Source organism: Caloranaerobacter azorensis DSM 13643 (assembly GCF_900129995.1).
Taxonomy (GTDB): Bacteria; Bacillota; Clostridia; order Tissierellales; family Thermohalobacteraceae; genus Caloranaerobacter; species Caloranaerobacter azorensis.
In genome coordinates this window covers 25,351-40,161 of the sequence record NZ_FQXO01000016.1, presented here as the reverse complement: position 1 = coordinate 40,161, position 14,811 = coordinate 25,351, and the positions used below count along the sequence as shown (strand labels likewise).

The 14,811-nt window shown below is 25.8% G+C and carries 15 protein-coding genes and 1 pseudogene; all 16 read right to left on the bottom strand.

What is annotated here, in order from left to right; translation table 11 throughout:
* Positions 1-240 (bottom strand): annotated as a pseudogene (locus BUB51_RS04050) (IS21 family transposase); the annotation flags it as partial.
* 84 nt (positions 241-324) lie between these two features.
* On the bottom strand, positions 325-510 hold the full coding sequence (locus BUB51_RS04045) for a hypothetical protein (protein ID WP_073195711.1): 186 nt from the start codon (positions 508-510) through the stop codon (positions 325-327).
* Between the two features lie 321 nt (positions 511-831).
* The gene (locus tag BUB51_RS04040) at positions 832-1,125 is read right to left on the bottom strand and encodes a WYL domain-containing protein (RefSeq protein WP_073195709.1); all 294 of its coding nucleotides are present in this window, start codon (positions 1,123-1,125) and stop codon (positions 832-834) included.
* A 330-nt stretch (positions 1,126-1,455) separates the two neighbouring features.
* On the bottom strand, positions 1,456-3,645 hold the full coding sequence (locus tag BUB51_RS04035) for a hypothetical protein (protein WP_073195706.1): 2,190 nt from the start codon (positions 3,643-3,645) through the stop codon (positions 1,456-1,458).
* A gap of 488 nt (positions 3,646-4,133) precedes the next feature.
* Complete coding sequence (locus tag BUB51_RS04030; RefSeq protein WP_073195704.1) at positions 4,134-4,328, bottom strand: hypothetical protein; 195 nt, start codon at positions 4,326-4,328, stop codon at positions 4,134-4,136.
* Positions 4,329-4,739: 411 nt separating this feature from the next.
* Positions 4,740-5,429, bottom strand: a complete 690-nt coding sequence (locus BUB51_RS04025) for a hypothetical protein (protein ID WP_073195702.1) — start codon at positions 5,427-5,429, stop codon at positions 4,740-4,742.
* Between the two features lie 27 nt (positions 5,430-5,456).
* Positions 5,457-5,903 carry a protein-export chaperone SecB gene (locus tag BUB51_RS04020; RefSeq protein ID WP_073195700.1) on the bottom strand — a complete coding sequence of 149 codons (447 nt, stop codon included), beginning with the start codon at positions 5,901-5,903 and terminating at the stop codon, positions 5,457-5,459.
* Between the two features lie 16 nt (positions 5,904-5,919).
* Positions 5,920-6,450, bottom strand: a complete 531-nt coding sequence (locus BUB51_RS04015) for a hypothetical protein (RefSeq protein WP_073195698.1) — start codon at positions 6,448-6,450, stop codon at positions 5,920-5,922.
* 410 nt (positions 6,451-6,860) lie between these two features.
* Complete coding sequence (gene galU, locus BUB51_RS04010; RefSeq protein ID WP_073195695.1) at positions 6,861-7,778, bottom strand: UTP--glucose-1-phosphate uridylyltransferase GalU; 918 nt, start codon at positions 7,776-7,778, stop codon at positions 6,861-6,863.
* A 28-nt stretch (positions 7,779-7,806) separates the two neighbouring features.
* Positions 7,807-8,793: a UDP-glucose 4-epimerase GalE gene (gene galE, locus BUB51_RS04005; protein WP_073195694.1), complete on the bottom strand. Its 987-nt coding sequence runs from the start codon at positions 8,791-8,793 to the stop codon at positions 7,807-7,809.
* Positions 8,794-8,811: 18 nt separating this feature from the next.
* Complete coding sequence (locus BUB51_RS04000) at positions 8,812-10,212, bottom strand: undecaprenyl-phosphate glucose phosphotransferase (RefSeq protein WP_073195692.1); 1,401 nt, start codon at positions 10,210-10,212, stop codon at positions 8,812-8,814.
* A gap of 26 nt (positions 10,213-10,238) precedes the next feature.
* On the bottom strand, positions 10,239-11,117 hold the full coding sequence (locus BUB51_RS03995; RefSeq protein WP_073195691.1) for a glycosyltransferase family 2 protein: 879 nt from the start codon (positions 11,115-11,117) through the stop codon (positions 10,239-10,241).
* Between the two features lie 18 nt (positions 11,118-11,135).
* Complete coding sequence (locus BUB51_RS03990; protein ID WP_073195690.1) at positions 11,136-12,089, bottom strand: glycosyltransferase family 2 protein; 954 nt, start codon at positions 12,087-12,089, stop codon at positions 11,136-11,138.
* A gap of 183 nt (positions 12,090-12,272) precedes the next feature.
* Positions 12,273-12,461 (bottom strand): hypothetical protein, encoded by a 189-nt coding sequence (locus tag BUB51_RS12850; protein ID WP_143153561.1) that lies wholly within the window; start codon positions 12,459-12,461, stop codon positions 12,273-12,275.
* Between the two features lie 118 nt (positions 12,462-12,579).
* A complete protein-coding gene (locus tag BUB51_RS12845) occupies positions 12,580-12,756 on the bottom strand; it encodes a hypothetical protein (RefSeq protein WP_159430373.1) in 177 nt (58 codons plus the stop codon).
* Between the two features lie 303 nt (positions 12,757-13,059).
* Entirely contained in the window at positions 13,060-14,784 is a 1,725-nt protein-coding gene (locus BUB51_RS03985) for a methyltransferase domain-containing protein (protein ID WP_073195689.1), read from the bottom strand.
* Positions 14,785-14,811: the final 27 nt, after the last annotated feature.

Below are 14,811 nucleotides of genomic sequence, written 5' to 3'. Positions count from 1 at the left end.
GTAGAAGTATTTATATACACCCGTTATAGTTGCACCTGCTAAATTAATTTTTTCTTCTATTTCTTCTCTATACTTATCTAATTTCGATTTTCTTTTTCTTGTTTCTTTCCTTTCAAATCCTTTGTCATATTTTGATATAGTTTGTCTTGAAACTCCATATCTTCTTGCTAAGTCACTATAGTTTGGTTTCATATTTAAACACCTCAAAATATTTAATTCTGCCTTTATTACTTCTATCATGTTAATTACCTCCTTATCTCGGAGATAATTATACTATTTGTTTTGCAATTCTGTTAAGTTTTATATTTGCAATCTTGTTAATTTTTATTTTAGCATTAATACAAACTTAACGTCGCTTTCTACTTTTATAGGATTGCACAGCTTAAAATTAAGCCAATGGGTTTTACCTCCTGCTTTGTATTTCTGCTGTACTTTTCTATTGCCTAATATACATGCTCCGTTTAAATCAGCATTGATTATTTTATTTATAACTTTGTCTTTGAATATCACTTCCCATTTAAAGCATTAGTCAAATCAAGGTTATATTGATATAGCTTTTGTATTATTTTTATATCTTCTGTTAAGCTGCTTACTTTATTTTAATCTTTTGTCTTTTATTTTCATTTTGTATGTTCTTATATTTTTATTTTCATCTGCTGATTTACTCATTTCCTTTTAACTCCTTAAATTTTTTGAATCTACAATTTTTTAAACGTTTTATAGGTTTTTATATTTTTAAATAGTTAATTTGCCTCTATTTTTTTATTAAAATTTTCTACATATATTATGTAATATCAATATAAATTTATCATAAAGGGGCTAACTTTAGTTTTAAACATTACATATTATTCTAACCATACCTCCGTCGTTAGGATTATACCCAGGTCTTATTTGAGTGAATTTTTGACCAGTTGAAGAAATATTTATCATTTTATCAGCATTATATAGTCTCCATCCTATAGGTTCCCCAGATGAACTATATCCACCTATCTGATATGCCCTTAAAACATAGTTTCCCTTACTATTTATACCATAGCAAAATGGTTCTACTATTCTTATACCTCCGTCATAATAGAATTGAATAACTTCCCTATTTTCTATAGCACTACAAATATCAAAATCCATACTTTCACCTCATTTTTTTATTAGCCCCTTTATGAACTAACAATAATGTTTTTAATCCTTACTGCAATTATTAAACAAAAAATCTAATATCCATTTGACTATTTTCGTCGAATAATGATTTCTATACTATATTTTTGCAGAAATAACATTTTATATATAACTATAACTAAAAGCAGGTATCCTTCTAAAAATACCCACTTTAAATATTAATAAAAATCTTAAAAATATTTTAGCAATTTCATTTGTAAAAGGTTTTAAAAAATAATAAAATATAACAAATCATATTATTATTCTCTAAAAAACAGTAAAATTTAAACTTAATACCTATTATTATGAATTTGAATAAGCAAGTTTTTTTAAATTTTTTATATCCTGATATAAAGCCCTCAACTCATTATCTCCCATATCCAATATAGGTTCATACATAAAAGAATTAATATGTATATTTTCTGGAGTAATAAGATTTACTCTCTTTAAAATTTCTATATTTTTCTTTTCATCATTATACTCTTCTTCGTATTTTTTTAATAATTTACAAGTTTGATTTTTATAATTATCTAAATCTTTCAAAAATCGTTCATCTGTAATTTCCGCTTTCATAAATTGTTCTGCTTTTAATCTAATAGCAATAGACAAAACTATCTTATTTTCTAAATTTATTCCCTCTTCTGCTACCAAACATTCATCTGCTGTCTCAAAAATCAAATCGATTATTTTTTTATTTGTATCAATATCTGGGAAAACAAGATTTTGAATGTTGTTTTCAAAAATTCTTTTTATATCATCTAATAATATATCTTCTGTATTACTTTTATAATGTAATACAGATGTAAGTAATAAATAATCATCATTTTTATTACTCTGCGTATATTCAATAATATTTCTTACAAATGGAATTGATGCAATTAACTTTTTACTATCATTTAAATTGTTTTTCCAATCTCTAACAAAAGGATTGTTTAAATATTTGGCTTTTTCTAATCTTATTTCTTCACTATTTTTAATCGCTATTAGACATTGATCATATTGAACAACACCCCTACTTCGTATTGTTCTAAAAAAATCAAAATTATGTGTTAAAATTATCATGTAAAACTTATCTATTTCTGACATGTATTTCAAATATTCAATAATTGCATATTTGTTTTTGTAATCAAATGAATCTGCAATATCATCAATAATAAACAGTGTTTCTTTTTCTTCTCTTTTCCTTGCTTCTACTTCAAAAATTATATTCAAAATATACAAAGCTCTTTTTTCACCAGTACTTAATATTCTTATAAGTTCATTTTTATCCTTGAAAAATTTCTCATCTTCTCCGTCTCTAAAAACAAATTCAATACTAGGCACCTCATCTTTTAAAATGACATCTTCCTTATTTTTAATATTCAAATAAAAAGGTAAATGCGAAAATCTTGTATTAAATATCTTTACAACTTCTTCCCAATCGGTTTGCTCTTTTTTAGCTCTCTCTATAAGTTCTTTTATTTTCTTTAACCCTTTTTTATACTTATTTATTAATTCTAAACATAAATCTTTTTGATCTATAAAATATGAAAGCCATATATCCTTTTCAAACTTTTTTAAATTTACTAATTGTGTTAAAATTTCACGGTTTTCCAATAAATAATCACGAAATTCTCTCAACTCTTTATTAGTAAGTTTGCTATTTATTTCGTCAAATTTTTTCTGAAGTTCTTCATCATCTAAAACCTTCTTCTTTTCATTTTCCAAAAGTTTTTTCAATTCTTCGCCATCTGAATATTCTTTTTTTTGGTCACCATCAGATAAATTTACAGAATGCCCAGCCTTAAAAAAATTATTAGCCGTAAGTTGTTTTTGAACATTTTGTGCATGATAAAAACTAAAATTTTTCTTTAGGTAAGGTGATTCATTTATAAGTTCGTTATATTTTTCTATATATTCTCTAATAGTCTTTTTAAAATCTTTTGTTTTTAAAAATTTAATAACTTTATCATTGAAAATTATTTTATATTGAATATCATGAAATAATTTTTCTTTATCGTTTAAAATTGTTTCCTCTTTTTCAAGAAGAAAATCTAAAAGATTCTTGCCGAAAATTTTTTCTATAGTCTTCTCAATATCGTCCTTTTTACCAGACAGCCCAGATAATTGTTTTAATTTCTTTATTAATTCTTTTTTAACTTTATCAATATCCTCATGAATAAATTCATATTCTTTTTTAAGTTCCTTATTTGCAAGCAATGTAGATATTTTTTCTGATTGATAATCTTCATTATATGGTTCTATAACAAAAACATTACTAGGTTTAATTTCATTATCAGTCTCAATCACTCTTATAGTTTCTCTATCTGGAAAAGCTAAATCTTTCGTTTCTCTATCATTAGCATAATCACTAAAAGTTTTAGCAAATGATGTTTTCATTACTCCATTTGGAGCATATATCGCAAAAGTCCTGTTTTTATCATTAAATCTAAACTCTTTTTCAATCTTTTTTATTCCATAACAATATTGAAAATATACATTAAGTCTATTCATTTTTATCCCCCCATAATAATTTATTATTAAAAATATGCTCTATGTTTCTAAAACATAAAACTCCAATATTCTTTAAATACTCTCTTTAATTTACAAAATAACCTACATAATCAAAAAATAAGAGCTTTACTAGTTCTTTTTTCTTATTCCTTTGTCTTAAATATAATTATTTTGTTTTTATTTCTAATTCTAGCTGTAACTGGTCAGTTTTGTAACTTTTTAATATTTTATTGTTTTATTTTATAATATAGTAATTATTTCTACATTTATTTGTATTTTCCTTCAATTTTTTTAATAATTTATATAAATTTTGTTAAAATCCTTATTAACAGCATCATTTTTAGCATAGAAAATAATTTAATTTTAAATGTTGCATATTATTTTAACTGTATTCTTACCTTTTTATATATAGATAAAGGTAGGTACTTCAATAAAATACCTACCTTTATTCAACAAAAAACTTCACTTATAAACAGAATTCAATATATCTAAAATAACTTCATTATCAAATTCTTGATATGCATTATTTCTTTTTTTATATTCTGTATTATACCTTTTGTCGGTCCGTATATACTCATACCATCTGCTCTTACAAAATGTTCGTCTAATGTAGCTATGGAATTTACTCCATTAATTAAATAGTCTCTGATAACGTTGTTTATAACTTGTGTTTTTATTTCCACAAATAGTAATTTTATTCAGTACATACTCTCCTTTCGTTGCAATAACTCCCTTTCTCCAGCATTATAATTACCTATTCGATAGGCAGATAATTTATATAAATCTTCTTTTAATCTTTCATCTCTTTCCTTAGGGAGTACATTAAAATATTTTTTCTCCTTATCTTTCCCTTCAAATAAGCTGGCAATCTATTTGCCATAATAATCGACCTTCCTATTCAATAATTTTAGAAACTATATCTATGGCTTCCTTACGCCTGAACCAACTCTCCTTCAACCCATCCTATTTCTTTAAAAAACTTTGCAAATAAATTATTTCATCTTTCCCTAACAATAATACAAATGATAATGTAAACCTTACTATCGCCTATAAAAAAGTTTTTATCTTTGAAAATATATACATATATATGTAAATTAAAATCTCTTAACTAAATTTTCTATATCATTTCTCGATAATATACTTATCATTGCATAACCATATTTATCTAAAGTATCTCTATACAATTCTAAATTTTCTTCTAAACAAACTAAATATATATCTTTATCAATATCTTGTATCCTTCTGTATACCTCCTTAAGATAACCAAGTTTTCTTCTACTTTTTCTTTTCAATGGAGGTCTATCATACAAAAAATTTTCTAATTTGACTTTACATTCGTATAATTCCACGAACTTATCTTTATCACAATATATTCCTAAATCTATATCATGATTGGAAGTCCCAAGTCTATAACCTTTATAGTATATATAAAACTCTGTCTCTTTTATAAAAGGACTACTTGTCCTTTTTCTAGGTGTAATTTTTTCTAATATATATTCAACAACATCCCCTCTTCTTTTGTTTAGCATATTATCAGTTGTATTAAAAAATTCGTCTAATTTACTTTTAAATTCTAACACTAAACTAGAACTAAGGTCTATTGGATAATAAATCAAAAATAAAGTATCTATAAAACTTTTATTATAGTCAGATAGTTTACTACACCTGACCATTATATCACAAAAAATATCAAAAAAGACTTTATTTTTCAGAATAAAGTCTCCTATTTCTTTAACAATATCATCTTTTGAACTAGAACTGTTTTTACACCTAAATTGTATCATTCTTGTAAGCCCCTTTTACATATGTATCTAAAAAATTTTTAAAGGCTCTAATACTAACGGTTGAAATCCCATTTTAGTAGTAACTGAACTAACGGTTTCTCTAATATATGGCCATATATTAACAGGTACATTTCTAAAAACAAAGAATTCAACTTCATCTTTTAATTCATTCAAATCTATATTTTCTCTAAGTGAATAAACAATTTCATAAACAACAAAGATATTAAATATTTTTTCACCTTTTTCTGTTTCTGAAAATATTTCTGTCTTAAACTCTGTAATAAAACTATTATCTTGAACACTTTTAAGTCCAGACCTATGTTTAATGTCAACTTTTATCTTTGTTAAATTCTCATTATTGTATAATGCTGTTACATATTTTTTACTATAAAGTTCTACCAAATTCAATTGATTTATATCTATATTCCTTACTAATTTCGCATACTTATCTTTGTTAATGCTTTTTTGTTCCATTCTAATACACCTCACTTTATGCAGCTATAAGAGGAATTTCATTATAATATAAAACATCATATCTATCTTCTTCAAGCACTTGCCAATAATTTATATCGACTTTTTCCTTCTTTATCTTTTCATTTCCAACTATTTGTTTAACTCTTTTTAATAAAATCAAAGGAGCATCTAATATAAGTTTATATATATCTTGTAGTTTATCTTTACTTTCTCTCTCCCATATAATATTAAATAACTTTAATAATCCATTTATGGCATTTTCGATTTGAGTATATTGTTCACTATTTATACTATTAGTTAAAAGTTTATTCTCTATTTCATTTAAAACATCTTGCCCTTTAGTAAAATACCAATCTAATAGCTTTCTGTCTATATCATATATAATTTCGATATCTACATTATTATGAATACTATCTATACTTATATTTTTAAAATAAATCAATTTTAAATATTTCTCTATTTGATATCTATAATTGTATCTAAATTTAATAAATTCCCCATAAATAATATTATTAAAATTATCTTCATACTCATGTAAATTATACATATAAATCAACCCCTAATAATCAAAATTAGAATAAAATATTAATATATATTATATACCTTCATTATATAATTATATATGTTAAAAATCAACAGAATAACTATAATTATCAAAATTGATAATAAATTCTCATAATCTATCCCTTTTATATCTATTATTATATAAATTTTTCCATCAATTTGTTAATATATTTAACTTTTTATAAAAATATTATAAATTAGGAATATTAGAACAAAATCTTCAATTTAAATTTGTATAAGGTAGATTTTGTTGAAATCCATTACGGAAATTATATTTAAAATTAAAAACAATTTTAAATATAATTTTCTATGGATTATAAAAAATTTCATAAGTGATATAAGTAAAAGCAGGTACTTTATATAATACCTGCCTTTAACCTAACAAAAAACTTTCTAATCAGCTTCCACAGCAACTGCTTCTTTAATATGCAATAAATTATTTTCATCTTCCAATAAACTTAACAAATATGCTCTAAAATCGTCTCTCAAATCTTCACGTTTTAATGCAAACTCTACTGTTGCTTGTAAGAAACCTAATTTATTTCCAACATCATACCTTTTGCCTTCGAAAACGTATGCATACATAGCCTGTCTTTTAGCAAGTTCTTTTAATGCATCAGTAAGCTGAATCTCTCCACCAGCACCTGGTTTAGTATTCTCAAGGATTTCAAAAATCTCTGGGGTTATTATGTATCTTCCAAGAATAGCTATATTTGATGGAGCCTTTTCTACAGGAGGCTTTTCTACTAAATCCTTTACCTTATACACTCCGTCTTCTATATGCATACCTGAAACTATACCGTATTTACTTACATCTTCTTTCGCTACTTCTTGTACTCCTAATATTGTAGTCTTATACTCATTGTATACATCTATTAACTGCTTTAGACATGGTTTATTAGGAGAATCTACTATATCGTCTCCTAATAGTACTGCAAATGGTTCATCTTTTATAAAAGATTTTGCACAGTATATAGCATGTCCTAATCCTCTAGGTTCTTTTTGTCTTATGTAATGTATATTGACCATATTAGATATATCCTGTACTAGATGTAGTAATTCTTTTTTCCCCTTTTTTTCAAGAGTTAATTCAAGCTCAACTGATTTATCAAAATGATCCTCAATAGCCCTTTTGTTTCTACCAGTAATTATAAGGATATCTTCAATACCAGATTTAATAGCTTCTTCTATTATGTACTGTATAGTAGGCTTGTCTACTATAGGCAGCATCTCTTTAGGCTGTGCCTTTGTGGCTGGTAAAAATCTTGTTCCCAAACCAGCTGCTGGGATTATGGCTTTTTTAACTGACATAATTACACCCCCGGTAATCTAATTTAAGTTATTCGTCATATCCTTTTGGATTATTGCTGTGCCATTTCCATGCAGTCTCTATTATTTTTTCTAAACTATCGAACCTAGGCTTCCACCCTAGCTCTTTTATAATTTTTTCTGAACTTGCAATCAATACAGCCGGATCCCCAGGTCTTCTGCCAGATACTTCTCTAGTTATACTCTTTCCTGTTACTTTTTCAACCATATCTATTACTTCTCTTACTGAAAATCCTTCACCATTACCTAAATTATATATATTTGATTTATTTTCACTTTCTAATGCTTCTAATGCTAATATATGTGCATTAGCCAAGTCTGTAACATGTATGTAATCTCTTATACATGTACCATCTTTAGTGTCATAATCATCCCCAAAGATAAATATTTTTTCTCTCTGCCCTAAAGCTACCTGCATAATTATAGGTATTAAATGAGTTTCAGGATTGTGATCTTCACCTATTTCTCCAGATATATGGGCTCCAGCAGCATTAAAATATCTTAAAGACATGTACTTTATTCCATAAGCTTCATCGTATCTCTTTAAGATACTTTCAAACATAAGTTTAGTTTCACCATACACATTAGTCGGTTTAGTTTCATTATCTTCTGTAATAGGAATACTCTTAGGTTCGCCATATACGGCAGCTGTTGATGAAAATACTATGTACTTTACATTATTCTCAACCATAGAATTTAATAGGTTTAAACCACTACAAACATTGTTTGTATAATATTTAGAGGGATTCTCCATAGACTCTCCTACTAAACTATCAGCAGCTAGGTGTATAACTGAATCTATATCGTACTTTTTCATAGTTTTATCTAATAGCTCTTTATTGTTCAAATCTCCTTCTACAAATGTTACTCCTTTTATAGCATCTCTATGACCTTTCTGTAGATTGTCAAAAACAACAACATTATTTTTTGTACCTATAAGTTCTCTTACTACATGGGAACCAATATATCCTGCCCCACCTGTTACTAATATGTTCAAATGTATCCCCCCTACTAACTAATATGCATTTTTATTTACAAATCCTTTAAATATTGTAAGCCATAATATCTTTATATCTAATAATAAAGTCCAATTTTCTATATAATATATGTCGTGTTCTATTCTTTTTACTATAGACGTATCACCACGCCATCCATTTACTTGTGCCCATCCAGTCATCCCCGGTCGTACTTGATGTTTTATCATATACTTAGGTATTTCTTCTTTAAATTTTTCTACAAAGAAAGGTCTTTCAGGACGCGGTCCTACAAGACTCATATCGCCTTTTAATACGTTAAATAATTGAGGAAGTTCATCTATACTTACTTTTCTTATAAAACTACCGAACTTTGTTTTTCTTGGATCATCTTTAGTAGTCCATTTGGTAGCTGCCACTTCTTCATTATGTACATGCATAGACCTAAATTTATACATATTAAACCTTCGTCCATTTAACCCAACTCTTTCTTGCTTAAATAGAATAGGTCCTGGCGATGTCAATTTAATCATTATTGCAGTAAAAATCATTACAGGTGAAAATATTATAATCGATATCAAAGATAATACTATATCCATTGTTCTTTTAATAAAACTGTTAAAAATATTATCAAGAGGTACATGCCTAATATTTATTAACTGCAATCCGTCAATCTCATCAACATATGGTTTAGCAGGTATATATTTTACATAAGCAGGAATAATTTGAGTCCTAATACCATTTTTTTCACAAACGTTAATAATATCTTTTAGTTTGCTATATTCATCTAGTGAAATCGCAATAATTACTTCATCTAATGAATGTTTACTAAGAATTTTATCTAACTGATTTATCCTACCAATAACTGATGCGCCTTTTATCCTATATCTTATCTTTTTGTTATCATCAAGTATCCCAAATACTCTGTAACCTAATTGCTTATTTACAGTTATTTTTCTTAGAAATTCAACCGCTAAATCACTAGCTCCTATGACTAATATATGTTTTATATTAAATCCTTTTTTTCTTAATGCTCTTAATATAGTCCTTATAGCTACTCTTTCTAGAGATGTTAATAAAACGGACAATATAGAAAATATCAATAGAACATATCTAGAATAGTGGATTTGTTTAACTAAAAACAATATGGTCATTAAAATTATGAGACCAAAAAAATTACTTTTTATTATATTCCCTATTTCTGTAATTAAATCTTTTCTCCTATGTGGTGTATACAACCTATTAATGCTATATATACTTAAATATAGTGGAATTATAAAAAATAGAGGTTTTAGATATGTTGCAAAGTCAAGATGACCCTCTACTGTAAATAATCCGCTTTTAAATCTAATAAACCATGCTAGTACAAGAGACACAAATATAATTATTCCATCTATTACTACTAATGTTGTATTTAATATCTTTTGATTTTTTTTTATCACTAATTAGTCCCCCCGGTTATTAAAATTTAGGAATTAGGAATTTTTTTAGATTTAAATAAATTTGTTATAAGAGATAATACCATTTTAGTCCATATCCCTAAATAAACTATATATTTTGTTAGTTTTGAATATTTATTTTTATAATGTTTTTCAAAAAACAGATACATAGCTCTATAAAATTCATATATAATCTTTGGATTTTTCTTTTTGCTACTTCCACCTTTGTAATGGATAATCTTTGTTTTTGGATAATAAACTATTTTCCATCCTGATTTTTTTATTCTATAACACCAATCGATATCCTCTCCATACATGAAAAAATTTTCATCAAGAAGTCCTACTTCTTCTATAACTTCTCTTCTTACCATCATAAATGCTCCTACTAAACTGTCAACTTCATGCATTTCGTCTTCATTTAAATATGTTAAATTATATTCGCCAAATTTTTTATTATGAGGAAATAGCTTGTCTAGTTTTAATGCATTATAAAATGCATTCCGGGGTGTAGGAAAACTTCTTTTACAGGCTTTATCAAGATTTCCATCTGGCAATACAACTTTACATCCAGCAGCTCCAACCTCTTTATTAGTTTCCATAAAATCAACCATAATTTCTAACGTATCTCTTTGTATAATTGTATCGGAGTTCAATAATAATATGTATTTCCCTTTTGATTTGTTTATACCTATATTATTAGCTTTAGAAAAGCCTAAGTTTTCTTTATTTTGGATAAGAATCACTTGTGGAAACTCATCTTTTATCATATTAATACTGTCGTCAGATGAGTTATTATCTACCACTATAACTTCAAAGTCTAGATTGTGATTATATTTGTATATGGATTGAAGAGTTTGTCTTGTTAATTCTCTTGTATTATAATTTACAATTATAATTGATAGGTCCATACAATGTTTCTCCTTAATTTAAAAATTTTTGAATTTCTTTAATCTTTTAGTTTTTATTTTAATTTGCTCCCTCTTTTTTATTGTATCAGGTAATAGTTTAATAGTACATAGAATATATTTTAAAGTTTTTGGTTCTTTGAATAAACAATATACAAATATTCCTATATCAAAAGCAAGTATAAATGGTAAATCTTTTAAATAACTTATTATGTTATCATTTTTAACGATAGTCAGATATCTATTTTTTATCGAATGTATTCTTAAAAAAAGTGGTATTTCTTTTCTACTGCTTTCTTTCCACCCTCTTTTATGATACGCTACTGCACTAGGTACATATAAACACTTCCAACCAAATAATTTTGCTCTCCATGACAAATCCACATCTTCTTTATAAGCAAAAAAATTTTCATCAAAGTATTCATTATCTATTTTTACATCCTCAAGCATTTTTCGTCTATATACTGCCGCAGCTCCACATACTCCAAAAATAATATTTTTTTCATCATATTGTCCTTTATCTTCTTCTCCTTGACCTCTATCATAAGCTCTCCTATTTCGCGCCATTACTATTCCCGTAGAATCTATTATATTTGTTGTAATAAGGTTTTGTTCCATTCTCAATATTTTCCCAGAAATCAAACCTACATCTGGATTTCCTTCCATTGCTTTTACTACTTGTTCGACAAAATGCTTGTCTAAAATAACATCAGGATTTAATATGATAACATAATCTCCTTTACCTTCTCTAAATCCTATGTTATGTCCCTTACAAAATCCTAAATTTTTATTATTTATTATAAGTGTTATATTGGAATATTTATTCAACAATAACTCCACAGTTTTATCTGTGGAGTTATTGTCTATAACTATTACTTCTATATTTCGATATGTCTGTTGATTAATACTATTTATACATTTTATAATATCTTTTTCACTATTATAAGTAACTATTTGAATGGTAACTTTTTTCATTTTTATCTCATCCTTATTCTATAAATTATCCTTCGATACTGCTACCTCTTTTTTCGATAATCCATTATAATACTCTGCATCCTTTCAATTTATATTACATAAATTATTCTATACTGTTTCTACCATATCTAATAAACAATTTATTTATTCCTTAATTTATTAAATAACTCAAAGATAAAGATATTATCGAAATAGTTTCTCAAAATAGTTTCTGTAATAATTAAATATGGCAGTATCGCTTCTAATTGCACATATTATATCTAAATTATTATATTTCTTAACTATTTCAAGTACTTTGTCTTCAGAATACCAACTATTACAAATAAGTATAACATTATATTTTTCTAAAAAAGGTATTACTATATTTATCACATTAGATGCTATTTCAAATTTTAATATTTTTTATCATATAGCTTATATCTAATTAATAATAATAAATATTTAATGCTTTTATTGTGCCATAAAAAATATTTATTACTAATGAAATAAATCAATGTCCATTTAGATAAGCGTTGCCTGTTTTCTTTGTATAAGCAAAAAGTTTATTGTAGCAGCCAAATTTTTTACTGAATTTATCTTGTAATATATCATCACTAGTTAGAAATATTTCAGCTTTTATTAGATTTTCAGGTATTAATGACCAAACTGTTTTCAGTATAATTTTCATTAGTTCATCAATATTGAAATTTGAATATGATAGAAAATAATATATTAAATTCAATATTTTAGCTGTATTTTTTATACATCTATAACTATTTAAATATTGATTTAATATTTATTTCATTAAATTTTTGGAAACACTAATCATAATCAAACGCTCCCTAGAATGTTAGTTTTGTTTGTTAGTATTCCGGGGATTTGGGTGTTTGTTTTTTCTACTTTATGACAAATAACACTTTATTTCTTGTAAAGTAGTATGAAATAAAAAAATAGATATATTTATTATAAAACATTTGATTATTCAAATATTTTAGTAATACACTAATTTAATATCTTCCTTAAAAAACTTCAATAAGCTCTTTCTCTTATACCATTCTAAAACACATATTATATCCTCTTCGTTCAATGTTTTAAATCTTATAAAAGAATCCCCTGAAATATTTTGAACATTTATACTAACGACTCCATCATTATCAAGTTGCAAAATATTTTGATAAACAATTCTATCATTATTAACAATTTCAACAAATAACCTGCTTTGAACAAAATTAAGAATATAGAATTTTAAAACTTCTGCTTTTTCATCTATAAACACTTCATATTCAAAATATCTATCATTAGGTATAAAATCAGAAAATTTCATTTTGTAAGTACTTAAATCTAATTTAGATTTTAATATAACACTAGTAATAAATTCTTTATCTGCAATATCTTTTATAATATCATTATATTCCAGAATACGTTTAAGTTTCTGTAAAATGATATATCCTCTTGTATTAGTTATATTTCTAAAATGTCTTCCCCACCTTTTTAACGTATATAAAATATTATTTAGTTGTAATCTACTTCTTTCGTTTTCAATCATTAGATTATCAATAATTTTCTTATTCTCTTCTAGTTTTTGTAAAAATCTCGTTTTTTCATTGTAATAAACTTCTTTTTCATATTTGATTATATCCAATTCTTTTTCTAATCTAATTTTTTCTTCTTCCAACCACTTTTTTTCATTTTTAATCATTTGTAGCTCTCTCTCTAATTTCATATTCTGCTCTCTCAATATGTCGTTTTTTCTCTCTTTTTTCACTAACTCTTGTTGCAATTCAACCTTTTCTCTTTCTAAATTTCTTCTAATATCTTTTTCAGCAGATAAAAATACCTTTAATTGTATTCTTTCCTCTTTTAGCTTCTCTTTCTCATTTTTCAACTTTTCTAATTCTTCATGCATTTTATATTTAGCTTGTTTTATTTTTTCCTTTTCACTTGTTATAGCAACCAATTCTTTTTCTAATTTCACTTTCTCATCATAAAGTTTATTACACTCATTTGTTCTTTTATTTAAAGCTTCTTCCAAAAGCTTTTTATCTCTCTCTAGTTTTCTTATTGTAGTTCTTATTTTTCTTCTAGTTATATAATCTGGTTCAAATAGTGGTGAATTAGAAATTTTAATAACTTCTTCATCAGATATAGGTTTCTTTACAACCAATAAGTGATACATTATTTGATCACAAACATTAGCTTTTGTCTGCCTTAGTCTTCGCTTTTCGTCTTCATCTAAAAGTTCATACTCTGGAAAATAAAAAAATTCCATATTTATACACCTAAAATCCATTTCTAATTTACTATTGTCACTATTACCTAATCCCCAAAAGTTCGAATTTGGAAAATAGTACTCTTCTTCGCTTATAACAGAAAAATCACTATTTGTAAAAAACCTAAAAGTATGCTCATTAAATACTTGTTTATGATATGGATTGGATACGTTCAAATACGTATTGTAATAAGGTGCTACAATACAAACGATAGCTTTATGCTTACACACTCTATATATTTCTTTCATAATAAAAACCAAGTCATTCAAATGCTCTAATGAATGAGAAGCATAAATAAGATCTACACTATCATCTTCTAAAGGTATACCTTCGTTTAAATCAGCTACAATATCGACCCCATCAAAAGGAAATCTATCAATACCAATAAACCCAGGAGTTTTTGTTTTTCCACATCCTAACTCTACCTTAACTAATTTATTAGTCATAAAACCCCACCTTATAAAAAGACTATA

Excerpts from the sequence above, each read along its gene's own strand:
- BUB51_RS03995 (WP_073195691.1), bottom strand. The coding sequence starts at position 11,117 with ATGGACCTATCAATTATAATTGTAAATTATAATACAAGAGAATTAACA.
- BUB51_RS04020 (WP_073195700.1), bottom strand. The coding sequence starts at position 5,903 with ATGGAACAAAAAAGCATTAACAAAGATAAGTATGCGAAATTAGTAAGG.
- BUB51_RS03990 (WP_073195690.1), bottom strand. The coding sequence starts at position 12,089 with ATGAAAAAAGTTACCATTCAAATAGTTACTTATAATAGTGAAAAAGAT.
- BUB51_RS04040 (WP_073195709.1), bottom strand. The coding sequence starts at position 1,125 with ATGGATTTTGATATTTGTAGTGCTATAGAAAATAGGGAAGTTATTCAA.
- BUB51_RS04015 (WP_073195698.1), bottom strand. The coding sequence starts at position 6,450 with ATGTATAATTTACATGAGTATGAAGATAATTTTAATAATATTATTTAT.
- BUB51_RS03985 (WP_073195689.1), bottom strand. The coding sequence starts at position 14,784 with ATGACTAATAAATTAGTTAAGGTAGAGTTAGGATGTGGAAAAACAAAA.
- BUB51_RS04025 (WP_073195702.1), bottom strand. The coding sequence starts at position 5,429 with ATGATACAATTTAGGTGTAAAAACAGTTCTAGTTCAAAAGATGATATT.
- galU (WP_073195695.1), bottom strand. The coding sequence starts at position 7,778 with ATGTCAGTTAAAAAAGCCATAATCCCAGCAGCTGGTTTGGGAACAAGA.
- BUB51_RS04035 (WP_073195706.1), bottom strand. The coding sequence starts at position 3,645 with ATGAATAGACTTAATGTATATTTTCAATATTGTTATGGAATAAAAAAG.
- BUB51_RS12845 (WP_159430373.1), bottom strand. The coding sequence starts at position 12,756 with ATGAAAATTATACTGAAAACAGTTTGGTCATTAATACCTGAAAATCTA.